Source organism: Paenibacillus caui (genome assembly GCF_019904135.1).
GTDB classification, from domain to species: domain Bacteria; phylum Bacillota; class Bacilli; order Paenibacillales; family Paenibacillaceae; genus Fontibacillus; species Fontibacillus caui.
The window spans coordinates 1-26,376 of the sequence record NZ_JAIOGQ010000038.1; the positions used below are offsets into that span (position 1 = coordinate 1).

The 26,376-nt window shown below is 47.2% G+C and carries 19 protein-coding genes and 1 other RNA gene; 7 read left to right on the plus strand and 13 right to left on the minus strand.

Annotated features, from left to right (window positions below):
* The 7 genes from K7397_RS18550 to K7397_RS18580 all read right to left on the minus strand — a co-directional run.
* On the minus strand, positions 1-8,312 hold an 8,312-nt coding region (locus K7397_RS18550; RefSeq protein WP_223069808.1), incomplete at its 3' end, for a non-ribosomal peptide synthetase.
* A 56-nt stretch (positions 8,313-8,368) separates the two neighbouring features.
* Positions 8,369-9,112, minus strand: coding sequence for an SDR family NAD(P)-dependent oxidoreductase (locus tag K7397_RS18555; RefSeq protein WP_223069810.1), 744 nt, complete (start codon positions 9,110-9,112; stop codon positions 8,369-8,371).
* Positions 9,113-9,141: 29 nt separating this feature from the next.
* The gene (locus K7397_RS18560; RefSeq protein ID WP_223069813.1) at positions 9,142-9,912 is read right to left on the minus strand and encodes an SDR family NAD(P)-dependent oxidoreductase; all 771 of its coding nucleotides are present in this window, start codon (positions 9,910-9,912) and stop codon (positions 9,142-9,144) included.
* A gap of 6 nt (positions 9,913-9,918) precedes the next feature.
* Positions 9,919-10,626 (minus strand): cyclase family protein, encoded by a 708-nt coding sequence (locus tag K7397_RS18565; protein ID WP_223069814.1) that lies wholly within the window; start codon positions 10,624-10,626, stop codon positions 9,919-9,921.
* Entirely contained in the window at positions 10,610-12,010 is a 1,401-nt protein-coding gene (locus tag K7397_RS18570; RefSeq protein WP_223069815.1) for an aldehyde dehydrogenase family protein, read from the minus strand. The genes K7397_RS18565 and K7397_RS18570 overlap by 17 nt, the downstream gene beginning before the upstream one ends.
* A 5-nt stretch (positions 12,011-12,015) precedes the next feature.
* Positions 12,016-13,107 (minus strand): hypothetical protein, encoded by a 1,092-nt coding sequence (locus K7397_RS18575; protein ID WP_223069816.1) that lies wholly within the window; start codon positions 13,105-13,107, stop codon positions 12,016-12,018.
* 19 nt (positions 13,108-13,126) lie between these two features.
* A complete protein-coding gene (locus tag K7397_RS18580) occupies positions 13,127-14,554 on the minus strand; it encodes a chorismate-binding protein (RefSeq protein ID WP_223069817.1) in 1,428 nt (475 codons plus the stop codon).
* Between the two features lie 493 nt (positions 14,555-15,047).
* On the opposite strand from K7397_RS18580, the gene K7397_RS18585 reads away from it, so the two are divergent.
* From K7397_RS18585 to K7397_RS18610, 6 genes are all read left to right on the plus strand, one after another.
* The gene (locus tag K7397_RS18585) at positions 15,048-15,521 is read left to right on the plus strand and encodes a DUF2975 domain-containing protein (RefSeq protein WP_223069818.1); all 474 of its coding nucleotides are present in this window, start codon (positions 15,048-15,050) and stop codon (positions 15,519-15,521) included.
* 10 nt (positions 15,522-15,531) lie between these two features.
* Complete coding sequence (locus K7397_RS18590; RefSeq protein ID WP_223069819.1) at positions 15,532-15,750, plus strand: helix-turn-helix domain-containing protein; 219 nt, start codon at positions 15,532-15,534, stop codon at positions 15,748-15,750.
* 16 nt (positions 15,751-15,766) lie between these two features.
* On the plus strand, positions 15,767-16,537 hold the full coding sequence (locus K7397_RS18595) for a DUF817 domain-containing protein (RefSeq protein WP_223069821.1): 771 nt from the start codon (positions 15,767-15,769) through the stop codon (positions 16,535-16,537).
* A 277-nt stretch (positions 16,538-16,814) separates the two neighbouring features.
* Entirely contained in the window at positions 16,815-17,210 is a 396-nt protein-coding gene (locus K7397_RS18600) for a VOC family protein (protein ID WP_223069824.1), read from the plus strand.
* 386 nt (positions 17,211-17,596) lie between these two features.
* The gene (locus K7397_RS18605) at positions 17,597-17,860 is read left to right on the plus strand and encodes an AbrB/MazE/SpoVT family DNA-binding domain-containing protein (protein ID WP_223069826.1); all 264 of its coding nucleotides are present in this window, start codon (positions 17,597-17,599) and stop codon (positions 17,858-17,860) included.
* Complete coding sequence (locus K7397_RS18610; protein ID WP_223069828.1) at positions 17,857-18,255, plus strand: type II toxin-antitoxin system death-on-curing family toxin; 399 nt, start codon at positions 17,857-17,859, stop codon at positions 18,253-18,255. Before K7397_RS18605 ends, K7397_RS18610 begins: the two co-directional genes overlap by 4 nt.
* Positions 18,256-18,308: 53 nt before the next feature.
* On the opposite strand, the gene ssrA is transcribed toward K7397_RS18610, so the two are convergent.
* The 4 genes from ssrA to secG form a co-directional block, all read right to left on the minus strand.
* Positions 18,309-18,673: a transfer-messenger RNA gene (gene ssrA / locus K7397_RS18615) on the minus strand.
* 335 nt (positions 18,674-19,008) lie between these two features.
* Entirely contained in the window at positions 19,009-19,488 is a 480-nt protein-coding gene (gene smpB, locus K7397_RS18620) for an SsrA-binding protein SmpB (RefSeq protein ID WP_223069830.1), read from the minus strand.
* Positions 19,489-19,820: 332 nt separating this feature from the next.
* Positions 19,821-22,499, minus strand: coding sequence for a ribonuclease R (gene rnr / locus K7397_RS18625; RefSeq protein WP_223069853.1), 2,679 nt, complete (start codon positions 22,497-22,499; stop codon positions 19,821-19,823).
* Between the two features lie 394 nt (positions 22,500-22,893).
* On the minus strand, positions 22,894-23,124 hold the full coding sequence (gene secG, locus K7397_RS18630) for a preprotein translocase subunit SecG (protein WP_223069831.1): 231 nt from the start codon (positions 23,122-23,124) through the stop codon (positions 22,894-22,896).
* Positions 23,125-23,300: 176 nt separating this feature from the next.
* Between secG and K7397_RS18635 the strand changes: the two genes are divergently transcribed.
* The gene (locus tag K7397_RS18635; RefSeq protein ID WP_223069832.1) at positions 23,301-24,308 is read left to right on the plus strand and encodes an LLM class flavin-dependent oxidoreductase; all 1,008 of its coding nucleotides are present in this window, start codon (positions 23,301-23,303) and stop codon (positions 24,306-24,308) included.
* A gap of 111 nt (positions 24,309-24,419) precedes the next feature.
* On the opposite strand, the gene K7397_RS18640 is transcribed toward K7397_RS18635, so the two are convergent.
* Positions 24,420-24,869 carry an OsmC family protein gene (locus tag K7397_RS18640; protein WP_223069833.1) on the minus strand — a complete coding sequence of 150 codons (450 nt, stop codon included), beginning with the start codon at positions 24,867-24,869 and terminating at the stop codon, positions 24,420-24,422.
* Positions 24,870-25,062: 193 nt separating this feature from the next.
* The gene (eno, locus tag K7397_RS18645; RefSeq protein WP_223069834.1) at positions 25,063-26,349 is read right to left on the minus strand and encodes a phosphopyruvate hydratase; all 1,287 of its coding nucleotides are present in this window, start codon (positions 26,347-26,349) and stop codon (positions 25,063-25,065) included.
* Positions 26,350-26,376 lie beyond the last annotated feature (27 nt).

Consider the following 26,376-nt stretch of genomic DNA (forward strand, 5'->3'; position numbering starts at 1 on the left):
TGGACTACCACTTGCTCGATATCAGGCAGCTGTAACAGGGCATGTTCCACTTCGGCGAGTTCTACACGATAGCCGCGGATTTTGACTTGCTTATCTGCTCTACCCATATATTCAATCGTTCCATCTGCCGCTTGACGTGCCAGATCACCAGTCCGGTACAACGTGATGTTCGGATCGAAGGGGCTTGGCACGAATTTCTCTGCGGTTAGTTCCGGACGATTCAAGTACCCCAGCGAAACACCTTCCCCGCTTATGCATAACTCTCCGATGACCCCAAACGGTACCAGTTGATTATAGGCATTGAGGATATAGGCCCTCGTATTGTGTATCGGCTTGCCGATCACCGGACGCTGGAGGAAGACCTCCAGATTGCTCGAATCTACCGGTTGGGTGATGCAACCAATTGTCGTTTCTGTCGGACCATAATGATTCATCAATCGGATCGCTGGGTAGCGCTTGAACAACACCCTCACGTCTTGAGGATGGATGGACTCACCACCAAGAAGAAGCAGCCTCAAACTCGGGATGGGATGGAGGGTAAAATACACGCTGTTCACGATCATCCCGAACAATGATGGGGTCATTTTCAAATAGGTGATACCATGCTGGCCGATATACTGCAGCAGCTTCTCAGGATCAGCGTATAATTCTTTGGTCGCCAGATGGAGTTCTCCTCCCGAGAACAAGACGGTAAACAAGGCCGTATAACCCAAATCAAAAGCATACGAGGAAACAAGCATCGTCCGATCGTCCGTTCTAATCCCCGCCTGTTTTACTAACGAATGCACATAATTGACTACATTGCGGTGGCTGACCTGTACTCCCTTCGGAGTTCCTGTTGTGCCGGATGTGTAAATGATGTAGGCCGGGTTCGACGCTGTAAAACGCCGCTCGGAGTATAGCGGAACTGTTGCCTCTACAGAGAATGCCAATTCAATGTCGGCTTCCTGGATGTTCAGCCACTTGGTTATGGAGACTACCTCCGGTTCCGGGGCCCAATCAGTCACCAAGCAGGCGGCACCACTATCCTGAAGCAGGAAACGGACACGTTCTTTTGGAGTACCCGGGTCAATCGGTAAATAAGCCGCGCCAGCTTGCCAGGCTGCCAAGGCTGCGATCACGAAATTCAGAGGCGATACCGTACTTACCGCAACAAGGGGTGAAGCATCCGGAGTGGCATCTGCTATCCGTGATGCAAATTGCAGGACTTTCCGATAAAGCTGGGAATATGTGAGTCTGCGGTCTTCCCATACTACAGCCGTTTTTTCTGGTGTCCGTGAAGCCTGATCGGCAAACCATTGGTCCAGGGTCAACGCAAGCGAAAAGTCTGCCGTGTTCTGGTTGTAAAGCGCCAACTGCTGCCGCTGTTCTTCGTAACTGAGCAGGGATAGCGAGCCTAATGGAGCTTGCGGGTTTTCGATTACACTTTGTATCAACTGTAGGAAATGGTTTTTCAGCCGCTGGATTGTGTCTGGCTTGAACAAGGCAGTAGCATAATTAAAGCTGCCTGCTATCTGCCCGTCTTCCTCCGTTGCCGTCAAGGTAAGATCAAACTTCGAAATAAACCTCCCCAATGGGGAATCTTCCAAAATCAACTCACATTCTTGATTCTTGTCATCCAGATTATTCCACACAAACATCACATCGAATAATGGATTCCGACTCAAATCCCGAGTGATCTCCAAGTCATCGATCAACTTTTCAAATGGATAATCCATGTTTGCATAGGCATTCAGGGCAATTTCTTTGACTTCACGTGCGTAGTCCAAAAATGTTTTTGAAGCCTTCGGGTGACTACGAATGACCACGGTTTGCACGAACATCCCGATGATTTGCTGTAACTCTTCTTGTGGTCGCCCTGTAACAGGAGTCCCTACAATAATATCTTCCTGTTCACTGTATCTGGCTAATAAAATTGTATAAACTGCCAAAATGACCATGAATAGTGTCGATTCCGATTCGGTTACAAGTTTCTTCAATGCTTCGGTTTGTTCGTTTCCAATACTAAACTTAATTTCATCACCAGTATAATCCTGTATAAGTGGTCGACTGAAATCTGTAGGAAGATTAAGAACAGGAATGTCCCCGGTAAATGTCTCTATCCAATAAGCTCCCTTTTTGGCCAATTGAGCTTGTTGGACTTCACTTTGCTGCCATACCGCATAATCTTTGTACTCCAGTTCGAGTGGCGGCAATTCTTGCCGTTCATAAAGACGAACAAAATCATTGAATAATATTTTTCCAGATATGCCATCTGAGATAATGTGATGGATATCCACAATTAGGGCAAATCGACCAGACGCAAGCCCTACAAGACTCGCTCTAAATAACGGGGCTTGGGCTAAATTGAATTCGCGTATGAATTTTCGTGCATAGGCGCCTAGTTCTTCATCAGTAGTAAATCCGTATTCAAGAGAGAATGCTACATCAGAATGAATTCGTTGAACTATACAGTCATTAATCACATGGAAATCTGTTCGTAATGATGCATGCCGTTGAATAAGCTTTTGGAACGCCTCCTCAACGCGGCCACGATCCACCGGTCCTTCGATAATCTTGATAGCAGGCATATTGTAACTTAAGGCTTCGTCTGCAAGTTTGTTTACAATATACATCCTCTTTTGCGAGGAGGAGACAGGATAATAATCACACTCTGGTGCTTTAGGTATGAAGTTATACACTTCGTGTGCAGCCCCAGCAATCCTTAACGCTAACTCTTCGATTGTAGGAAAGCTGAATATATCGTTTAGTGCCAAATTTATACCGAAGTATTTATGAAGTTTGGACAGGATGGTCATCGCACGCAAAGAATGACCTCCGATTTCAAAGAAATTGTCCCTCACTCCAATATTCGAGACTCCTAATACTTCCCGCCAGATATCTGCTAATTTCGCTTCAGTTTCGTTCCGGGGAGAGATATATTCCTCTTCCGTCCCAATTCCTCCTTCTTTCCAGGAAGGCAGGGCCTTACGGTCAATCTTTCCGTTGGCTGTTATGGGTATCTCATTCACCTGCACATAGTAAGTCGGTACCATGTAAGCAGGCAGCAGTTCCATCAGATATCCCCTCACTTGCGGGATAGATAGAACCCCATCCGCCACGATATAGGCACACAAGAAAGCTGAACCTTGGTGTTCTAAATCTTGGACTACCACTTGCTCGATATCAGGCAGCTGTAACAGGGCATGTTCCACTTCGGCGAGTTCTACACGATAGCCGCGGATTTTGACTTGCTTATCTGCTCTACCCATATATTCAATCGTTCCATCTGCCGCTTGACGTGCCAGATCACCAGTCCGGTACAACGTGATGTTCGGATCGAAGGGGCTTGGCACGAATTTCTCTGCGGTTAGTTCCGGACGATTCAAGTACCCCAGCGAAACACCTTCCCCGCTTATGCATAACTCTCCGATGACCCCAAACGGTACCAGTTGATTATAGGCATTGAGGATATAGGCCCTCGTATTGTGTATCGGCTTGCCGATCACCGGACGCTGGAGGAAGACCTCCAGATTGCTCGAATCTACCGGTTGGGTGATGCAACCAATTGTCGTTTCTGTCGGACCATAATGATTCATCAATCGGATCGCTGGGTAGCGCTTGAACAACACCCTCACGTCTTGAGGATGGATGGACTCACCACCAAGAAGAAGCAGCCTCAAACTCGGGATGGGATGGAGGGTAAAATACACGCTGTTCACGATCATCCCGAACAATGATGGGGTCATTTTCAAATAGGTGATACCATGCTGGCCGATATACTGCAGCAGCTTCTCAGGATCAGCGTATAATTCTTTGGTCGCCAGATGGAGTTCTCCTCCCGAGAACAAGACGGTAAACAAGGCCGTATAACCCAAATCAAAAGCATACGAGGAAACAAGCATCGTCCGATCGTCCGTTCTAATCCCCGCCTGTTTTACTAACGAATGCACATAATTGACTACATTGCGGTGGCTGACCTGTACTCCCTTCGGAGTTCCTGTTGTGCCGGATGTGTAAATGATGTAGGCCGGGTTCGACGCTGTAAAACGCCGCTCGGAGTATAGCGGAACTGTTGCCTCTACAGAGAATGCCAATTCAATGTCGGCTTCCTGGATGTTCAGCCACTTGGTTATGGAGACTACCTCCGGTTCCGGGGCCCAATCAGTCACCAAGCAGGCGGCACCACTATCCTGAAGCAGGAAACGGACACGTTCTTTTGGAGTACCCGGGTCAATCGGTAAATAAGCCGCGCCAGCTTGCCAGGCTGCCAAGGCTGCGATCACGAAATTCAGAGGCGATACCGTACTTACCGCAACAAGGGGTGAAGCATCCGGAGTGGCATCTGCTATCCGTGATGCAAATTGCAGGACTTTCCGATAAAGCTGGGAATATGTGAGTCTGCGGTCTTCCCATACTACAGCCGTTTTTTCTGGTGTCCGTGAAGCCTGATCGGCAAACCATTGGTCCAGGGTCAACGCAAGCGAAAAGTCTGCCGTGTTCTGGTTGTAAAGCGCCAACTGCTGCCGCTGTTCTTCGTAACTGAGCAGGGATAGCGAGCCTAATGGAGCTTGCGGGTTTTCGATTACACTTTGTATCAACTGTAGGAAATGGTTTTTCAGCCGCTGGATTGTGTCTGGCTTGAACAGGGCAGTAGCATAATTAAAGCTGCCTGCTATCTGCCCGTCTTCCTCCGTTGCCGTCAAGGTAAGATCAAATTTTGCAGAATTCTGTCTGATCGGATAAGGTCTTATACTCAGGCCCTCCAATTCAAGTGAGCCCTTTTCTGTATTTTGTAATACGAACATCGTGTCGAAGATAGGATTGCGGCTCAAGTCACGTTTTATATCAAGCTTCTCAACTAACGACTCGAACGGATAATCCTGATTCTCCAAGGCACCAAGAATCGTGTCCTTGACTTCTATGAGGTAGTCTTGGAACGATTTATCTCTTGAAGGGAATGTTCGGAGGGCTAGTGTATTTACAAACATTCCAACCAGAGGGTCTGTATCAGCATGCGATCTTCCCGCAACAGGACTACCCACGACTAGATCTTCTTGATCACTATATTTATAAAGTAGAGTGGTGTATATGGCGAACATTGTCATATACAACGTCGTTCCTGTTTGAGCCGATAATTTTTTTAGTCCAGCAATCATTGATTTATCAATCGAGAAGGATACTACATCACCAGCAAAAATTTGTTTTGACGGTCTTGGAAAATCCGTTGGTAAGTTGAGCGCAGGAATTCCATTGCGGTATATCTCTAGCCAGTACTGTTCCAGTTGCCTGCTACGCTCACTGTTAATTTCCGCCAACTGCCACATGGTATAATCCTTATAACCTATACGAAGAGGTGGCAGATCTTCTCCGTTATAAAGCCAGCCGAGCTCATTGATGAGTATGCCAGCAGATTTTCCATCTGAAACGATATGATGCATATCAGTCACCAGGATGTGCTCCTCCAACCCAAGCCGTAACAAACCAGCTCTCAGAAGGGGGGCTCGATCAAGCTCAAAGTGTCGAATAAAGTGATCGATCTTTTCGCTCAATTGGTATCTTTCTACATCTATGATTTCCAAATTAAATTCAACATTCGGATTAATTCTTTGTACAGGCTCACCGTCTACGATGACAAAACAAGTACGTAGTATTTCATGCCGCTTGATCAATTGTCTAAAAGATAACTCGAGTCGTTCTATATCAAGTGGACCTTTCAAGATTACTGCTTCCGGTAAATTATAGCTTAGCTCTTCATCGTCGAATTGGTTCACGATATACATTCTCTTTTGGACTGTTGAGAGTGGATAATAACTTCGTTCTTCAACTGTTGGTATAGGCAAAAAATCAACAGTTTTTTCATGTTTTATGTGCTCAGCAATTTGTTCGATTGTAGGTAAGCGGAATAATTCACGGAGTGGAATATTCACTTTTAACTTCTTATAAATATTTGCCAATAGGGCTGTCGCCCGTAGCGAATCGCCACCGACTTCAAAAAAGTTATCTCTAATGCCAATATTGGGGTATGACAAAACCTCTGCCCATATGTCCGCCAACTGCCATTCAAGAGTAGAACGTGGCGCCTCAAATAAGTTTTCGTTGATTACATGCTGATCGTGGAGAGCTAAGGATTGAAAATCCACTTTCCCATTAATGGTTAGAGGGATATGTTCCACCCTTATAAAATAAGAAGGAATCATGTAATCTGGTAATTCATTTAATAACTTTTCTCTGAGCTGGCTCGCAGTTAAATCCTTTTCCGAGACAAAGTAAGCATAAAGTTGTTGGTTGCCTTGTCCGTCTCCTTTTGCAGTGATTACTGCCTGCCGAACCGACCCAATATTGAGCAGCGTTGTCTCAATCTCACCCAATTCTATCCGATGACCGCGAATCTTAACCTGATGATCGGTCCGACCGATATATTCGATTGTTCCATCCGGCATCCAACGTGCAAGATCGCCTGTACGGTATATTCGTTCTCCAGGAACAAATGGATGTGGCACAAACTTATCTGATGTCAGCTCCGGTCTATTCAAGTACCCACGTGCCAGGCCAATGCCAGCCAAGCATAATTCCCCAATCACACCGATCGGCTGCAGAGAATCATTTTCTCCAAGAATGTAGGCATGCGTATTGTCGATCGGCCTTCCAATAGAAATTGGTTGTTTTTCATTCTGAATCAACAAAGAGGTTGAGACGACACTATTCTCCGTTGGACCATATTCGTTATTTATTTGCAGATCCGGCTTCATCCTCAAAAGTTTGACTACAGTATCGGTATCCAACTTCTCTCCACCAACTACGACGCTTTTCATAGATAGAAAATCAGCAGGATCCATAGTCTCTAAAATCATCATTATATATCTATGCAGACCAGCCATATGAGTAACTTTACTTCCGGCTATTACTCGTTGGATCGCTACCATGTCCTTCCTGTCTTCATCGTTAAGCAGGATAGCGGTTGCTCCAGAGATCAGAGGCGCGAAGAAATTCAGAACAAAACCATCAAACACGTAAGGATTCAAAACAAGAACACGGTCATTACTAGATAATGAATAGCTTTCAGCCTTCCATTGCAGTGAATTCACGATGCTCCTATGCTCGATCATGACTCCTTTCGGTTTACCAGTTGTTCCTGAGGTATAAATGATGTAGGCTAGATGATCGGAGTTTTGAGTCAGCTCTAAATTATTATCATCGCTCGCATACACAGAATCATCGTCCAAGTCAAAGCGTACTCCTTCAAACCATAAAGCACTCTCTCTAAATCGAGTCTGGGATAATAGAACACCTGCACCTGAGTCTTCCAATAAGTAACGAATTCGTTCTTCCGGATAATCGGGAGAAATGGGTACAAATGCCCCACCCGCTTTCAAAATAGCAAACAATCCGATAACCAGTTCCAGTGAATGTTCCAGCATAACAACAACAGTTTGACCTTCCTGAACGCCTGCCGCTTGCAATGAACGTGCAAGTCTGTTCGCTTTACGGTTCAACTGATCATAGGTAAGAAATTGGTTATCAATGATAACAGCTACGTTGTTCGGGTTGCGACTCACTTGTTCTTCGAATAAATGATGAATCGTCCCTGTTGAATAATCAACGGACACACCAGCAAATTTCTCAAGGATACAATACTTCTCCGCAGGAGGAACCATTTCCAGCCTTGATAAGGTAGAATGCAGCCCCTCGCCGAAAGCAATAACTAACTGGGAAAAGTGTTCCCCCATTCGACGAACTGTGTCTGGATTGAATAAATCAGTTGAATAAATAAACGTACATAAAAGCTGGTTTTCTTCTTCAGTGACAAAAAGCCAAAGGTCAAAATAGAAAGGTTCGCATAAATATTGCTCTGGTTGTTCGTGATTTTTCTTAAGAAGTGAAAACGCTGCTTCACCTGACATAAGATGTTTATGATTAATGTAGGAAGACTGACTTGTAGACGGATTTGGATGCGGATGATCATAGCAGTCCAAAAAGTCCTGTACTTCCCCCAAATACTCACCAAGTACCTTGGCTCCCGCCGGGTACATGTGAACCGGGATGAATTCTTCGAAAGATGGAATCCGGCATACCACGCGAACATCCAACTGCCTGCTATAACGGGATAGAAACAGGGAATATACAGCTAATAAAGTCGCGTAAAGACTTGTTCCGGATTGGAATGCAAGCCTCCTTAAGCTTTCGGTCTGAGAAGACCCTAAAGTGAATGTCATAACCTCCCCTCGTAAACTCGGTTGTGCGGGTCGTGGATTGTCTGTGGGGAGTAAAACGTAAGGATTATCTCCGGACTGCTGATCCAACCAACTATTTTCTGATCCAGGATTGTTCATTCCATTTCCTCCTTGTAGGCTAAGACAGTTGCACCTCATTTGTTCCTTTCTCCTGTTTACGGCATGTATCTGCCTCCATCGATAACGATTGTCTGACCCGTCAAGTAATCTATGAAAGGGTTTGCCAATTGACATACCAATTCAGCTACCTCACCGGTCTGCCCGAGGCGTTTCAAGGGGGTTGCACCAATAATTGCCGCCAGAGTTTGCTCACTAAGACTATCTGTCATTTCAGAAGAAATTGGACCAGGAGCAATCGCATTCACAGAGATATTATATGTTGCCAACTCACGGGCAGCTGATTTTGTCAAACCAATCACTCCAGCTTTAGAAGCTCCGTAATGGGGACCGAAGCTTCCTCCAGTTAGAGCTGCAACGGAAGAAATATTGATAATCCTCCCCGAATCGCTCCGTTTCATCAGAGGAATTGCATGTTTAATCCCGAGGAATGTCCCAGTCAGGTTCACATTCAGAGTATGATTCCAGTCTTCCAGGCTAATCTTCTCCAGCGGTATTGGGAGCCCGATGCCCGCATTATTCACAAGAATATCAAGGCGGCCAAAGTGCTCTCCGATCAGGTCGTATAGGCGTTTAAAACTCTCTTCGTTAGTTACATCTAATGGTGCTACGAGAGCATTTATGCCTTTTGTTTCCATCTCTTCTTGCAGCATCGCTGCTTGTTCTTTCCCTGAATGATACGTGATTACAACAGATGCCTGGTAATCTGCGAAGCGCATTGCAATTGCTTTGCCAATCCCCCTCGAGCTACCTGTTACTAAAGCCACTTTATCTTTTAACATTTTCTTACACCTCTCGCTTTTAAAGATGATTACGGACAGAACATACCCCCGTTGACATCCAAAACTGCACCGGTGATGTAGCGGTTGTTGGCAGAACCTAAAAATACGATTGCTTCTGCCACTTCCGACGGTGTTCCAAGCCGATTGAGCGGGATTGTTTCCAGAACTTTATGATTAATCTCCTGATCACGGTTGTCCCAACGCTTCAAAATACGTTCGGTTCCAATAATTCCCGGGCATACAGTATTAACTACAATTCCAGCTTCGGCTACCTCTTGGGCTAAATGGCGCGACAACCCGATAATAGCTGCTTTGGCGGCAGCGTAATCGGCTCCAACATTCTTCAGTGCTTTACGGGCTGATATGGAGGAAACATTGACGATGTTCCCATATCCTTGAAACTTCATCACCGGCAAACACAATCTTGTCAAGGTATGGAGCGGTTTCAAATTAAAAGCATTTATTTGGTGAAACTCTTCCCAAGACAGCTCCTCAAACTTTTTACTTACCGTGTTTGATCCGCCGATATTGTTCACTAACGTAAGCCGGATTTCCCCTTCAAATTTGTTCAGACTTCCTTCCAGCTTTTCGCGTATAATCTCTTCTTGAAGCAAGTCCACAGCATGTATAAAGGTACGTTCACGCTCTTCTTTCCGCAATGATTGTACTAACTTTTGCAGTCCTGCTTCGTCTTTATCCAAACCTATGCATATGTAGTCACGTAAAAGAAATAACTGGAGCGTGGCTTTCCCGATTCCGCTCGCCGCTCCACTTATTATGCAAACCTTTTTCACCATCATTTGCTCCTATCGTCCCACGCCCTTAATACCGACGGCACGGACAGGCGAAGCCTCCACATCATTGATCTTAATTGGTAAAGCCATAAATAATGTGTCATATTCCAACTTATCCAGTTGGAACAAGTATTCACAGAGAACTGCTCCGTGTCTGGTCAAAGCCTTATGGACAATGAAATTACGTTCACCTGGCTTTTCCGTCTGAAAATCCAACCCTATGAGTACGGGTTTTAATGACGCTAGATAAGCAGCAGCACCCTCACTGAGCCAAGGCGATCTATCCCAGAACCCTTCCTTGCCCCATTCGCGGTCGTCATAACTAGTCATCAGCAAAATGATGTGCCCTTCCCCCACATTGTCCCGGGGTATCCGAGATTCAAGAACATCCTGCGTTATCTCCTGTCCATTCGGTATATCTCGAAGGTCAACTACAATGGGAATACCGAAAAAGTGATCGAGTGGTATCGCATCCATTGTACGACCATCGCGGAATACATGATCGGAGGATTCCACATGAGTGCCATTGTGGGCAAATAAGGACAAGATTGTAAATCTTCTTTTCCAATCTGCCCCCTTCATACTCTCTGGTACAACTTCATCCACCTGGAACTCTGGAAACCAGCTTGCGTTATATTTGGGCATACCAACAGAAAAGGCTACGGACAAATCAATAAGTTGGTATTTGCTTCTTACATTAGAACTAGTTAATTGATGCATCTTTTTTCCCCCTCATAAATAATCCTCTGGCATTAAAAAGCTTCTCAGATAAGTACCCGTCATGCGGGAAACCTTCAGAAGATGAGAAAGTCGGCCATATACCGTATACCACCTTCTTAATGCTAGGATCACTAATTGCTTGCCGAATGAGTGACTCCTTCTCAGTAATCATAGTAAGTGCAAGCGTATTCCTGGCAAGCCGAAGGGCCTCCTGCTCGCTAGCCTCATAAACCCAACTGCACCCGAAAGGAAATTCGAAACCACGTAATTCATCTGTCAACTGGTTTGTCTTGAACAAGAAGGGCCGCAGCGCAGCTGTTCCATTTCCAAAATCGAGCACTAAATTATCCACATTACCACTGCACCACCCTGAACCAGCTTGCTGAACCAGTTGTTTGACATAGTTTTGGAACTGTATCGCGGTCTCTTGTGCAAACACAGGCAAATTCCCCTCTGAATCATTCAACCCACTCGATTGGTAAGTTCCTAGATGGCAAGCAATAGCATCCAGTGCCTCCTTTTGTCCAGGAGTGATTAATAGACCACTTGCATTCGTACATTTCATCCCGCCATCTTCTGCAATCGATCTAGCAACAGTTTCTGCTATACGGTCCATATCCATTTCATCGAAGAAAGAATGCCAATAGACTTTAGAATAACCAGGACCACGAAAGATCATATTTGCCTGTTTCTCGTACTCACGAATCACCTGATTACTCCCAAAGAGCAGAGTCACGTCTCCCTGTTCGACTAACTCTTTCGCAACAGAATGATCTCCAGGTACAAGTGCTAACATGTCATAAGAGACTCCTGCGGCCAATAAACTTTTCAAAAGACGGTTAGGGGAAAATGGTTCTTTCATACTAGGGCGAAGTATGATTTTATATCCTAATGCAAGGGCTTCGAGCCATGATTTATGAACACTTGAGTTATTGCCAGGTGCAATGACAGATAAAATTTCACCTTTAGGAATCCAAAAAACGCCTTCCATTAATTCTTCATTGACATCGTATAATCGTATTCCTTGAGGGAGAATCCAACGAATATAGGAATCGATAGAATACAAAAAATTACTGAGCTCACGCATACCCTGCTTCAATGTTGATAGCGGTATTCCTGAAATCAAATGGGCATTTCGGACATAATCTTCAGGAGACTCTCCATCGATTACTTCATGAAGGAATATACTTGCTGCCCGTTTCATAGCTGCTTGTATTCCAGATACATTTTGCTGTGGCGATTTTCTAAGCTCAGAGAACACTTTAGAAATCAGAATTGCCGGGACCTTGTCCATTTCACCAATTGCCTCATCCGCTAACGACTTCAGAGGAAACCTTTTATGGATTGCAAGCGGTACTCCAGGGTAGAAGAATGATATATGCATCGCTCTTAATACACTCCCTCAAAAATTCTGCCCCTCAGACTCTCCATCGGACGGATATCAGCTACACCATCCCATGTGTACTCTCCAGCAGGAGGAATACGTATCGCTTGGTCGCGTTCCAGCCGAGAAGGAATGAATAATTCGGGTGAAAGGAGTGTCAACTTAACTTGTCCATATTCGTGATATGGCACAAGCAAATTAGAGTTATCCTTATCCACCACTTGTACAATGGAGAACGGCGAGAATGATTGGAACACACAATTACGAGTATCACCCATGAACCTTGGGCGCTGTGGAGCAATACCCATCAACGTATTGCCATATAAACCTACAAATTTAGCTTCTGGAAAAATATATTGTTCAAGCCCATCTAAGGTTTCTTCCTCAATCGAGGTACCCGCCCAGAGAATGAGCTTAATCTTCGAACGGATCAGTTCCGCGAGCTCAGAACGTTTAGAAATGGCTTCCAACACAGCAGGTGTTGCGAATAGTACAGATACATTCTGTGTGCTCAAAATACACTGTGCCTGATCTAAAATATGCTGTATATAAGCCTTAACTCCTTCCATATCTCCATTCTTCGAACACTTTTTTACCCAGCGTGGATCAAAATCAATATAGTAGCAAAGCTTCGAACGAAAGTGGGCTAAGCGTCCGATTGAGCGACCAACGATATGCGGTCCTGTGGGGCCAATATGCAACCAATGTCCATCGACTCCGTTAAAAACATCTTGAGATTCCAACTCTTTATATACCCACTCGAGTGCTTTCTTGCGGGAAATGCTATCGACGATTTTCTGAGGCGCACCTGTTGTACCCCCACTTTCAAAAACCTCAAATGACCATTTTTTATTCAATAGTCCCTGAGGAATCAGCTTCTCAGTAGGGACGGTCTTCAGTTCTTCTGAATAATCAGGAAAGCGTCCTAAGTCATCCAGTGTCTTGATCTCAACAAGCGGGTTGAACCCAAGTTCCTTTCGCTTCTCCAGCCAAAATGGCGAGCCCGTTTCCTCGGAGAAATGCCAATTCAAGGCAGCTTGCAAAACCTCTTCAACCTTTGGGCGATTGGCTTTGTCAAACGAATACAACTCTAACATAGAGATAGAAACCTCCTTTTCAGGGACAATTTATAATATTTAGAAATGGCGTCATCTTCGTCAGCGTTTCATTCCATTCTAATTCAGCCGCTGCAGTTTCGACTAAACCACTACCTGCATAAACGTTTAATTGACCATCAGCAAAGCTAGCGGAACGGATAGCGAGAGCAAAATTGGCGTCGTCATTTAGTCGGCAGTAGCCCAGCCCACCTGAATAATAGCTGCGCTCGAAAGGTTCCGTTTGCATTAACAACGGTTGTATTGCCTCTCGAGGCACTCCCCAAATCGTCGCAGGCGGATAAATTAAACTTAACACGTCGAAAGCTCGTACATCTTCTTTTAACTCGGCACTGATCTGAGTTTTAAGATGATAGGCGTATGGAGTCTTAAGAATACATTTAGTTTCATCCATTTGAAGATTTCCATTCTTAATCAAATGTTGAAGATCTTCCATCATCATCTTTACGGCATGCATATGTTCCGTGTTTTCCTTCTGATCCATGAACAACTCCTCGATGATTTGTTGTTCTGTTTTATTTCCATAGGAGATTTTCCGTGTTCCAGCCAATGGCTTCGTGATGATCTTGTGATTTTCTTTAACCAGGAGTACTTCCGGAGACACTCCGATCCACTCTTCTCCTTCGTTCCAACGGAAATAATAGCTATATTCCTGATAGTTGTTCTTGCTTATTTTATAGATTACGGGAAGACTATCGTTCAAATCAGGCAATTGAACGAGTGCCTTCCGAGCCAATACTACTTTGTCCACCTTCTTGCTTTCCAACTGCCGCTGAATGAGATTGAAGCCTTCATAATAGCCTTTTTCCTGAGGAACGAACGATACACTACCTTCAAGAGCAAGTGCTTCCCATTCCTCCTGCTTGGATCTGTATTGATCAGTTTCAGGAAAATTGAGCGGCTCTCCCGCCAGACTAAACACGTCAAAAACGCCATCCTGCCCCTGTATAATCAATTCCGGCAAAGTGAACCGTGCAATCTCGTTAAGTTCGTCAGTGATCAAATTACATTTCCATCCTCCCAGAAAAGGAAGAGTTTCTTTCTCCGATGAAAACTTTGATTTCCACAATCCAAAAGCACGGGAAAGACTTTGGAATGTATGTAGGTATGGCATTTCCTGCTTTGCAATCACTTCATGATGTTCCGAAATTAGCTCTTCATTGATAAATATGCGGATTACCAGCAGGCTTTTACTTGAAAGAATTTGAATTGACATCCTACTGCCAAGTCCAATCATTAAATATGGCTGATTATCAGAATTCCTTGAGACAAATACCGCTTGAAACTTTCTGCTAAGATGGGGGTAGCTTTCACTTAGCACTTGAAACCAAGGATAAACAGTTGTGATATCCAAGTCCTTAATCTGCTTACTACTTACCAAGAAAGCTCGATCTATTAGTTCAATACCCGAATTCACAAGACTACTCATATAACAGCCCTCCAAGCTAGAATTGTATAAGTTCCAGGAATGACTTCCATTCTATTTATTGAAGATGAAGACACCTCCTATAAACTTGGATATACAAGAACGGTACTCATATTATTAATTTGAAAACATTGCCCCACAGAACGTTAATAAAATTAAGAAAATCAAGGCCAAAATCCTTATCCCAATTCTCAATATTAGCTTTCTATGGTATTTTTTTGAATTTATAGCACAATTGTATTATCGCTGCATTAGATTGTCAAATAGAAGTTTTCCATTTAATGTTAATCAAATTTTGTGTAATAATAGATTCTATTCTCTCGACAGCGTATCCCACTAAGTTGGGCCCCTATCCCGTCACACCCTCCATATAAAAAATGGGGGCTTTCTGTCGTGCAAACAACAATAATGTAATTAAAATCAATACTTTTTTATTGTAAATCGATAAATATCATGTTAAAGTCCTATTTAACAATGAATAAGTGAGGTGCTTTTTATGAAACGGGAAACACTCTTTTTAAAGGTGGCTGTGTTTCTTATTGCAATGCCGATTCTTGCTTTGTGTATATTTGGGTTGCCTTGGATAGCTAATGATGCAGCAGAACATTATTCAGCTTATTGGCTGTATCCCCTTTTAATCATTATGTATGTATCAGCGATACCGTTTTTCGTTGCATTGGTTCAGGCTTTTAGACTGTTGAGCTGTATTGACAAGAACAACGCTTTCTCGGAATTATCCTTAAAAGCTTTAAAGAATATCAAAACCTGTGCAATCACAATCAGCATCTTGTATGCGGCAGGCATGCCACTCTTCTATCTCATAGCGGAGGAAGACGACGCTCCAGGTCTCATCGTACTCGGAATGGTCATTGTTTTTGCCTCCATTGTGGTTGCGGTCTTTGCTGCCGTTCTTCAAAAGCTACTAAAAAATGCCATAGATATAAAATCAGAAAATGACTTAACGGTCTGAGGTGAAAACAATGGCAATTATAATCAATATTGATGTGATGTTGGCTAAAAGAAAAATGAGCGTAACAGAACTTTCGGAGAGGGTTGGAATAACAATGGCTAACCTTTCTATATTGAAAAATGGAAAGGCAAAAGCAGTTCGATTATCAACTTTAGAGGCGATTTGTGAGGCTTTAGAATGTCAACCCGGAGATCTTTTAGAATACCGAAGTGATGAAGACACCCAATAAGCTGGAGACTCAAATCATGAGAGCACTAAACCAACTTGTTCGTTTTGGCTCAGAGCAGACCCTTTCCTGTTTGTTTCCTGTCGTAATTTTTTCCTCTTTGGCTGTTACACAAATCCTGCCGCTCCCCTTCCTGCCACGGTATGACTGGCTGCTCATCATCTGCCTTCTGATGCAGTGGTGGATGATGCGTTCCGGGCTTGAAACACGGGATGAACTAAAGGTTATCACATTGTTCCACCTTATTGGGCTTGCTCTTGAACTGTTCAAGGTACATATGGGCTCCTGGTCTTATCCGGAGGAAGGATATTTTAAAATTGGGGGAGTCCCTTTGTATAGCGGATTCATGTACGCAAGTGTAGCGAGCTATCTTTGTCAGGCGTGGAGGCGGTTTAAGGTTGAACTGGTGAAGTGGCCGCCGTTTTGGGTAGTCGTACCTCTTGCAGCAGTGATTTATTTGAATTTTTTTACCCACCATTATTGGATTGACGTCCGCTTTTGGTTATCTGGACTTGTAATGATCGTCTTTTGGCAATCATGGGTCACATACGAGGTTCAGGGAACTCGTTACCGTATGCCGCTCACGCTTTCCTTTGTGCTTATCGGATTTTTTATATGGATCGCCGAAAATATCGCAACATTCTTTGGCGCTTGGCAATACCCAAACCAAACCGAGGCATGGAGTCTCGTGCATCTGGGAAAGGTGAGTTCATGGCTCTTGTTAGTGATTGTCAGCTTCCTTATCGTAGCGGCGTTAAAGCAAGTTAAGGGAAGAAATTCACTAGGATAGGTTCTTTTGGACTTTGACAATCTGAGGGCGACAATTCGGGTGTAATTTAAGGCCTTACGTGTAAAAAAACGCTCTGGGAGCGGGTTTTAGTATGGGTCCGAGGGAGGGGGAACGCATGTGCGAAGGTAATGCCATAAAGCTTCTAAAAGTGTAGTGACAGCTTTGATATCACCTAAGCCGCACAGACCACGAAAAATTTTCAAATTAATTTTATATATTCTGCAAAAAAGGAAAGTATACTAGAAGAAGGATGGACGTCAAAATATAGGAGGAAATCATGGGCCGACTAGTTCATTTCGAAATTCATGTAGATGACATGGAACGTGCTAAGAAGTTTTATGGTGAGGTATTTGGATGGACATTTGAGGATTGGAGTAATTATGCTGGAATGCCTTATTGGGGAGCTGTGACAGGCGATGCAAATGAACCCGGAATCAACGGGGCTCTGATGCAGCGTCAAGGTGCTTCCCCACAACCCGGTCAGGCTATGAATGGATACGCATGTACCATGGGAGTGGAAGACTACGATTCTACTGAAGCCAAAATTCTAAATCTTGGAGGCAAGCTCGCATTGCCAAAGTATGCACTGCCCGGAATGGCGTGGCAAGGGTATTACATTGACACAGAAGGAAATCTTTTTGGTATTCATCAGCCAGATGAGCATGCAAAATAGAGTTAAACCATCCATGGTACGGGAGACAGTCCCAGAGAGCCCACCATATCCTCTCCGCGGAAACGGCAGATGAATTCTTAGCTTCTTTATCTCTAACGATTCAAACCCGTACCTAGTCAAGAAAAGACACCCCTCAGGGGTGTCTTTTCTTCTCCATATGGAGGCGAGGGGAGTCGAACCCCTGTCCGAAGATAACGCCACATAGGTTAAGCTTCGCTGTGGGTGTAACAGTTTTGATGTCACCCGATCCCCCCTTATAATCATGACCTTACCCTTTTTCTCGGGATCTGGAAGATGCAGAGCCAAAGTCAGAATAAATTGAATTTCATTCCTTGGCGTGTATAATTGTTGTAACAGTTGAATATGTTAATAAGGAGGATTTTCAGATGAACAGGATGATGGACATGGAACGAAAAGTGACGAAGTTCGGCAACAGTTTAGGTATCACCATGACCGATGCACTGAAGCAAATCGGCCTGAGTCAGGGAGATACCGTGCTGATCAATGTTAACCAGACAACGGGTGAAATCATTATCAAAAAATCGACAAAAGTATCCTTACCTAATGGAATTAGCGAAGATTTCATGGATACGTTAACCAATGTCATTGAAGAATACGACCAGACATTACAGGGTCTTAAAGATCGATGAGCGAAATACGGTATTTGTCCGTAGAAGAAGTCATAGCCGTTAACCTTGCCATGATTCAGCGTTATAGTACAGGTGAACAAACAGGTGTTAAGGAAGCAGGGCTGCTTGAATCGGCAGTCCTTCGTCCCCAATCCTCTGCTTTTGGTAAGGATGCCTACCCAACCTTATTTGAAAAGTCTGCCGCTTTATTTGAGTCATTAGGGCAAAACCATCCCTTTCACAACGCTAACAAACGCACAGCCTTCACCGCCTTAGTCATATTTCTACGTTACAACGGTTTGCATTTTAAAATGGATACCAAGCATGCCGAAGACTTCACGGTAGACATGGTCAACCACAAATACGCATTTGATGAATTGGCCGAAATGATTAAGAAACATTGCGTAGCTATTTAATTATACGAGGATGCAAAAAAGCGACCGTGACTGGTCGCTTTTTCTAATGTTACATATGGAGGCGAGGGGAGTCGAACCCCTGTCCGAAGGCAACGCCACATAGGTTTCTACGGGTGTAGTGACAGTTTTGATGTCACCCTAGGAACTCCCCGTCACCGGATTCCCTTTGGGTCAGCCTGGTTGTCTTCTTCAGCTAGCCGCAGGCGGAGACTAGACAGCGTATCCCACTAAAGTTGAGCCCTCATCCCGGCACATGGGCGATGCAGAGCGAGAGCACGTCTGCAGGTTATTAAGCTGCGAGAGCGTAGTTAGATTGTTGTTTGCCAGTTATTATGGCTTTAGCGTTGATGAAGCGGACGCGTCCCCACTACCCGCTACCCATGCTCGAACTACCCCCGTCGAATCCAAAAACGCCCCCGTATTAAAAAGGGTGCTCCGGATCAATCAAACGGATGCCGAGGCTAGGTAAGCTGATCACTTAAAACTTCCCTCCATAAAAGAAGTCCAAGTGTGTATGCATCTGTATAGAATATATGCAATACATTTGTTGCATCACTTATTATATCACATCTTGCAAAAAACTGCTTGCAAGATTACTGGAACCACCGATAAATCCTGTAAGTTTGACCGGTTTATGCTGCAAACGGGAAAATATCAGTCTAATCCTTTTGAACGGGGTATCAGTTGCGAGACCACTGTATATAAAAAATAGCCTGCCGCCGTCCAGCAAAACGTACCATTATCTCAAAAAAACTACCGCGCCACCTTCTGGCGCTCCTTGAGCGCGCGCTGGATGTCGCGCTGCGCATCCTTCTTCGCGGCCGTAGCCCGCTTGTCGAACTGTTTCTTACCTTTACCGAGCCCGAGCAGCAGCTTAGCATAGCCGTTGCGCACATAAACCTTCAGCGGCACAATCGTGTAGCCTTCCTGCTTGGACAAACCAATAAGCTTGCTGATCTGCGCCTTGTGGAGCAGAAGCTTCCGAGCGCGTGTCGGATCAGCCGGATTGCTGCGGTTGCCCTGTTCGAAGGGGCTGATATGCATGTTATGGACGTGGATTTCACCGTTCCGAATCGTGGCAAAAGCGTCGCTGATATTGGCGCGCCCGTTCCGCAGCGATTTGATTTCGGTTCCCGTCAGTACCATGCCCGCCTCATACGTATCTTCTATGAAGTAGTCATGGGAAGCTTTCTTGTTCTGGGCCAGCACTTTCCCTTCAGCTTTCTTGCCCATGTTCTCACTCCTTCAATTACCAGTGGCTGTTTGGTCCGGAATTGCAGGAAATCCGCCTGTCTGACAGATCTATCAGAGCCAAAAGATTACTTCGGCCCGTCAATCCCAGAATCCAATTGTAACAACTGGCGCAAGCAAAATCAAGGCTGCGGGATGGACTCCCGCAGCCGGAGGATGCTTGTTAAAGTCAAAGCCAAACCGTAACAGCGCCAGAATAGTCAAAAGTCGTCATGTCGTTTGCAACGGCAGGCTCGGCTTTACTGCTTCGGTCACACGCGGCATACTCGCCCAGGCTAGCTGGTCGTAGCGGCAAAGTGTGCGCGCCAGGCATGCTACTTCTTCTTACGCACAAAAGCGGCGGTCGCGTTGTTGGCGGCGGCTTTACCTGCGCCGCCGCCTTTTTTGCCCTTGCGCTTCTTGCGGCCGCTTGAGCCGTTGCCGGCGCTGCTGCCGCCGGCGTTGTCGCCGACAAAGATGCCGGTCGGCGACGTTTTTTTACGGCGTTTGCCACCGCCGCCAGGGCCGCTGTCGCCGCCGCGCGAATAGCCTAGCGGCGAGCCGCTGCTGTAGCCGCCCTTACCCGAGCCGAAGCCGAAGCTAATCGCTTCCGGCTTCTCTTCCGGGCGGCCCGCCTCGCCCCCGGCAGCTCCGCGGGCGCCGCCTTCCGGCCCGATCCCATCGTCCGGGCCGGCGAACACGCCGCGCACGTCGCCGCGACGCTTGCCGCGCTTGCCTTTGGCGGCCTTGCCCTTGCCGCCCTTGGCGCCACCGCCGCCAAACAACGCGGCCCGTTCCGCGGCGCCTTTCTTGCCGCGGCCGCCCTTGCCACCGCCGAAGCCGCCGGCCTGGCCCGGCCCGCCCTCGCGGCGGCGAGGTTTCATGTCGACCAGCTCGAAATCAATCGTATGGTCGGCCATGTTCACCCTCGCGACGCGGATTTTGACTTCGTCGCCGAGACGGTAAATCTTCGACGTACGCTCGCCGATGAGCGCCATATGCTGCTCATGGAAATGGTAGTAGTCGTCCGTCATCGCGCTAAGGCGAATCAGCCCTTCGACCGTATTATCCAGCTCGACGAACATGCCGAAGCTCGTCACGCTGCTGATAATGCCGTCAAATTCCTCGCCAACCTTGTCCAGCATAAACTCCGCCTTCTTGAGCTGCTCGGTATCCCGCTCCGCGTCAACCGCTACACGTTCCCGCTCCGAGGACTGCTGCGCGATATCGCCCATTCGGCTCGCCAAATATTCCTGGCGGTCTTCAGGCAGCGCGCCGCCCGCTTCGATCACCTCGCGAATGACCCGGTGAATCACCAGGTCCGGATAACGGCGGATCGGCGATGTGAAATGCGTATAGAACTCCGCCGCAAGCCCGAAATGGCCCGTGCTTTCGGCATCATACTTCGCCTGCTTCATCGAGCGGAGCAGCATCGTGCTGATGACCGTCTCTTCCTTCGTCCCGTCAATATCCTCCAAGAGCGTCTGCAGCGCGCGTGGGTGCACCTTGTTGCCCTTGCCGCGGATAGAGTAGCCGAAATTCGCAATGAACGCCATAAAGCTCATCAGCTTCTCCGGATCGGGATCCTCGTGAATCCGGTAGATGAACGGCACCTTCAGCCAGTGAAAATGCTCCGCCACCGTCTCATTGGCCGCGAGCATAAATTCCTCGATAATTTGCTCGGCGATCGAACGTTCCCTTTTGACGATATCCACCGCTTTGCCCGACTCGTCGACAATGACCTTGGACTCTTCAAAATCGAAGTCGACCGCCCCCCGGCGCATCCGGTTGCTGCGGAGCCGCAGCGCAAGATCGCGCATATCCTTGAAGGTATCGACCAGATCGCTGTAGCGCTCGGTCACCTCGGGGTCCTCATCCTGCAAAATTTTGCGGACGTTCGTATACGTCATCCGTTCCTTGGTACGAATCACACTTGTAAAAATATCATGCCGAACCACTTTCATCTGCTCGTCAAATTCCATCTCACACGACAGCGTGAACCGGTCCACCTTCGGATTCAAGCTGCAAATCCCGTTGGACAGCCGGTGCGGCAGCATCGGAATGACCCGGTCCACCAGATAGACGCTGCAGCCGCGATTGTACGCCTCCTGATCCAGCCGGGAATTCTCCCGGACATAGTAGCCAACGTCCGCGATGTGAACACCCAGCCGGTAATGGCCGTTTTCCAGCCGTTCGACGTTGACGGCGTCATCCAGATCCTTCGCGTCCTCGCCGTCGATCGTCACGATCACCTTGTCCCGCAAATCACGGCGGCCCTGACGGACAATCTCTTCGGGGTCAATCGTATCCGGAGCGGCGGCCCCCTCCTCCATTACGTCCTCCGGGAACGCCTCCGGCAGCTGATGCTTGCGGATGATGGACAGGATATCAACACCCGGATCATCCTTATGCCCGAGAATCTCGGTCACTTCGCCGGTTGCCGCAGAACGCCCTTCCGGATAGGTTACGATTTGGGCAACAACCTTGTCGCCGTCTGCGGCCCCGCTTATTTTTTCGGCAGGAATAAAAATATCCCGATTAATGCGCTTGTCATCCGGAATGACAAATCCGAACGTTTCATGGTGCTGGAACACGCCGACCACCTGCGTGACCGCACGGTTCACAATCCGCACCACTTCGCCTTCAAGACGGCCGTCCGCCGGCCCCTTGCTGTTGACCCGGATCAGCACCGTATCGCCGTTCATCGCGCTTTTCAGATCATTTGCATGAATATAAACATCGGGATGATCGCGGTCCTCGGGAATCAGAAAAGCAAAACCTTTCGCATGAACCTGAAGCCGGCCCCGCAGCAGGTCCATTCTTTCCGGGATGCCATAGCGCTGCGTCCGCGTCAGGACAATCTTTCCACTCTGCTCCAATTGATTCAGCAGCTTTAAAAATCCCTTGAATTCGGATGCGTCCGAAATTTGAAAATGCTCTTCCAGCTCCTGGTAAGTCATCGGTTTATAAGCGGTCTCCCGCATAAAATCGAGTAGTACGTTTTCGGTAATCATCATTTCACCTCAGGAAGGCCCGTCCATAACAGAAGCCATAATTAGATTGGATAGTTCCAGTAACCTCTTTTCCATGTATATAAACTAGTATACACGAATTTAACCCGCTGCATCCGTCAAAGCTGCGAAATACAGGCCCTGCCAATTGGCAGTCCTGGGACAATCTGTTTGTGAATAGTTTGGACCTTGCCGGATCGTAGGCTGCGTTGTCCCTACCTATATGCATTACAAAAAGAATGGCGCTCCTTACATCAGCACGGAGTAGGCCGAAGCCCCTGCAAAGCCATTCCCGGCCGAGCTTGAAACCAACTAAACGTACAGACAGGAGCATCAGAGGCTCAATAAGAAAAAAAGCCTTCGGTCCTTATAAGGCCGAAGGCTTTTCCGTCCATTATTATTCAAACATCGCAACGACAATAGCGACAATGAAGAATCCAGCCGCCATAACTGCGGTTGCCCGTTCCAACACCAGTTCCATGCCGCGCGCTTTTGTCTTTCCGAAAAGATGTTCCGCACCTCCGGAGATGGCACCGGCAAGACCTGCGCTCTTCCCTTTTTGCAGAAGAACGACCGTAATCAAACCGATGGAAAAGATAACAAGCAGTATTTTCAAGAAAATATCCATTCAATCCACCTCCCAGGACAAGTAACATCTATTATTCATCACGTTGTAGAATCCAAACTTAAACAGCAGTTATATTTTATCACATTCGCTTTATGAAACACAAGTTATAATTCGTTATAACTCCAATTTTGACCTTGTTCCATCCCTTCTGATAAAGTGATGGTGAGGTGAAACCGATGCTGAAATTGGGAATACTCGACCAATCGCATATAAATGAAGGCGGAACGGCCATGCAGGCTCTCGCCAACACGACGAGACTCGCACAGGAAGCCGATAAGCTCGGCTATTCCCGCTACTGGGTTTCCGAGCATCACAGTTCACGCAGTCTTGCTCATTCGAGCCCCGAGGTGCTCATTGCCCATCTCGCGTCTCATACGTCGCGGATCCGGGTAGGCTCGGGCGGAATCATGCTTCCGCACTACAGCGCCTATAAGGTTGCGGAGAATTTCCGCCTGCTGGAGGCTTTGTATCCCGGACGCATTGACCTTGGAATCGGCCGCGCACCCGGCGGCAGACCGCTCTCCACGCGGGCGCTTCAGGAAGGCAGATTCCATCACGGGGACAACTATTCGCAGCAGGTCATCGATCTGATCGCCTATCTTCACGACTCCGTTCCGGGTAATCACCGGTTTTCCGGCATTCTTGCCGCGCCGTCCGTTCCCACCGCTCCCGAGCTTTGGCTGCTCGGCTCCAGCGGAGGTACAGCCGGGCTGGCAGCCGAGGTTGGAGCATCCTATGCGTTCGCCCAGTTCTTTGGAACGGCTGGCGGCCCAGAGTCCACGGTGGTGTATCATGAACGCTTCCAGCCCTCGCTGATGAAGCAGACAGCCCAATCTTTGGCTGCGGTGATGGTGATCTGCGCCGATACCGAAGAGGAAGCGGAAATCCTTGCCTCAAGTGTATCCCTTTATTTTTTGGCGCTTGAAAGCGGCATGGAGCTTCACTACCTTCCGTCCGTAGAAACCGCTAAAGCCTATCCTTATACGGAATACGACCGGATGCGCCTGGAGGCAGCACGTCAAAGACGCGTCATCGGCACCCCGGAGCAGGTTAAGGCCAAGCTGATAAGTATGTCGAAGGATTACCACGCCGATGAGCTGCTCGTTATCTCTCCGATTTACGATTTCGAGGCCAGGCTCAAATCTTACCGTCTCGTCGCGGACGCCTTCGGACTCAAGGGATGATGATCGCGCTTTCGCTTATGCTTTCTGTAGGTCAAAAAGGCTGCAGCATCATTCTGCAGCCTTTTTGCTTGTCGCCCCAAAGTTATTGGCTTGATCCCGCCCGCTTGAATATCACTTTCCGGCGACCCGGATTTCAGGCTCGGTGGACAAGGCTACGTTCCCTGCCACCGCGCGCGAGATCATGCATGCTCCTTCCGCTTTCCCCGCCAGCAACCGGGCTCGCTCCACTTCCCGTTCACCGGCTCCGGCCTTCAGGACAATGTGGGGACGATGAACAATCCGCTCATATGTGAAAATATTATGGGTGACATCAACCGTACCTTCAGAGGAAAGAGTCAGACTCTCCGTTTCGATCCCCGATCTCTCCAGCGTAGCTGCAAGCGTAATGAGATAGCAGGTTGCCGCGGCGCCCAGCAGCATTTCATCGGGATTCGTGCCTATGCCCGGGCCGCCCATAGACTGTGGAATCGAAATGGCCGTTTTCAAATTGCCGGACTCTATGGTGCCCTCGCTGTTGCGACCGCCATCCCATACCGCATTTAAATGGAACACGTGTCTCATACCATTTCCTCCTCTATTTATGAGATACCTCATATTTTACTCCGGTCAGCAGCCATATACGATTTCGAAAATAATAATTCATCCGTCTGCACTTTCTAAGCATTATCCGCCCGTACGGCAAAAAAGACCCTGAAATCCGGATTCGGATTTCAGGGTCTTTTGCCATGTCTAGGCTGACTTTAGCCTATACAGCTTATTTCTTCAGGTTGTAGAAGGATTTCAGGCCGTTGTACTGAGCAAGCTCGCCCAATTGGTCTTCGATGCGAAGCAATTGGTTGTATTTTGCAATACGGTCGGTACGGGAAGGCGCACCTGTTTTGATTTGGCCTGCGTTAGTTGCAACCGCAATGTCGGCGATTGTGCTGTCTTCGGATTCACCGGAACGGTGGGAGACAACAGCCGTGTAACCTGCGCGTTTTGCCATTTCGATTGCGTCGAATGTTTCAGTCAGCGTACCGATTTGGTTGACTTTGATCAGGATTGAGTTGCCGATTCCGTCTTCAATACCTTTAGCAAGACGCTCGGTGTTGGTTACGAACAGGTCGTCGCCAACGAGCTGGATTTTGCTGCCCAATTTTTCAGTGAGCAATTTCCAACCTTCCCAGTCGTCTTCGGAGCAACCGTCTTCGATGGTGATGATCGGATATTTGTCAACCCAGGAAGCCAGCAGATCAACGAACTCGGCCGAAGTAAAGGATTTGCCTTCGCCTTCGAGCGTGTATTTGCCGTCTTTGTAGAACTCGGTCGAAGCTACGTCCATGCCCAGGAATACGTCTTCGCCTGGCTTGTAGCCGGCTTTTTCAATCGCTTCAATAATGGAGCTCAAAGCGTCTTCGTTGGAAGTGAAGTTAGGAGCAAAGCCGCCTTCGTCGCCAACCGCCGTGTTCAGGCCTTTGCCTTTCAATACGGATTTCAGGTTGTGGAAGATTTCAGCGCCCATGCGAAGCGCTTCTTTGAAGCTAGGAGCGCCGACAGGCAGAACCATGAATTCCTGAACGTCTACGTTGTTGTCGGCATGCGCGCCGCCGTTCACGATGTTCATCATTGGAACCGGAAGCTGTTTAGCGTTGAATCCGCCAAGGTATACATACAGCGGCAGGTCCAGAGCGTCAGCAGCCGCACGGGCTACTGCCATGGATACGGCCAGGATGGCGTTTGCGCCGAGTTTGCCTTTGTTTGGCGTTCCGTCCAAAGCGATCATCATTTTGTCGATGCCGAGTTGATCCAGAGCGTCCATGCCGATTACTTCAGGAGCAATGATTTCGTTAACGTTTTGAACGGCTTTCAATACGCCTTTGCCCAGGTAGCGGGATTTGTCGTCGTCGCGGAGCTCAACGGCTTCGTGAGCGCCGGTAGAAGCGCCGGATGGTACGATAGCGCGGCCGATCGCGCCGGATTCCAGATAAACTTCAACTTCAACAGTAGGGTTGCCGCGGGAGTCGAGGACTTCGCGTGCGTATACGTCAGAAATAATCGTCATGTTATTGTTCTCCTTTAATGATTGATT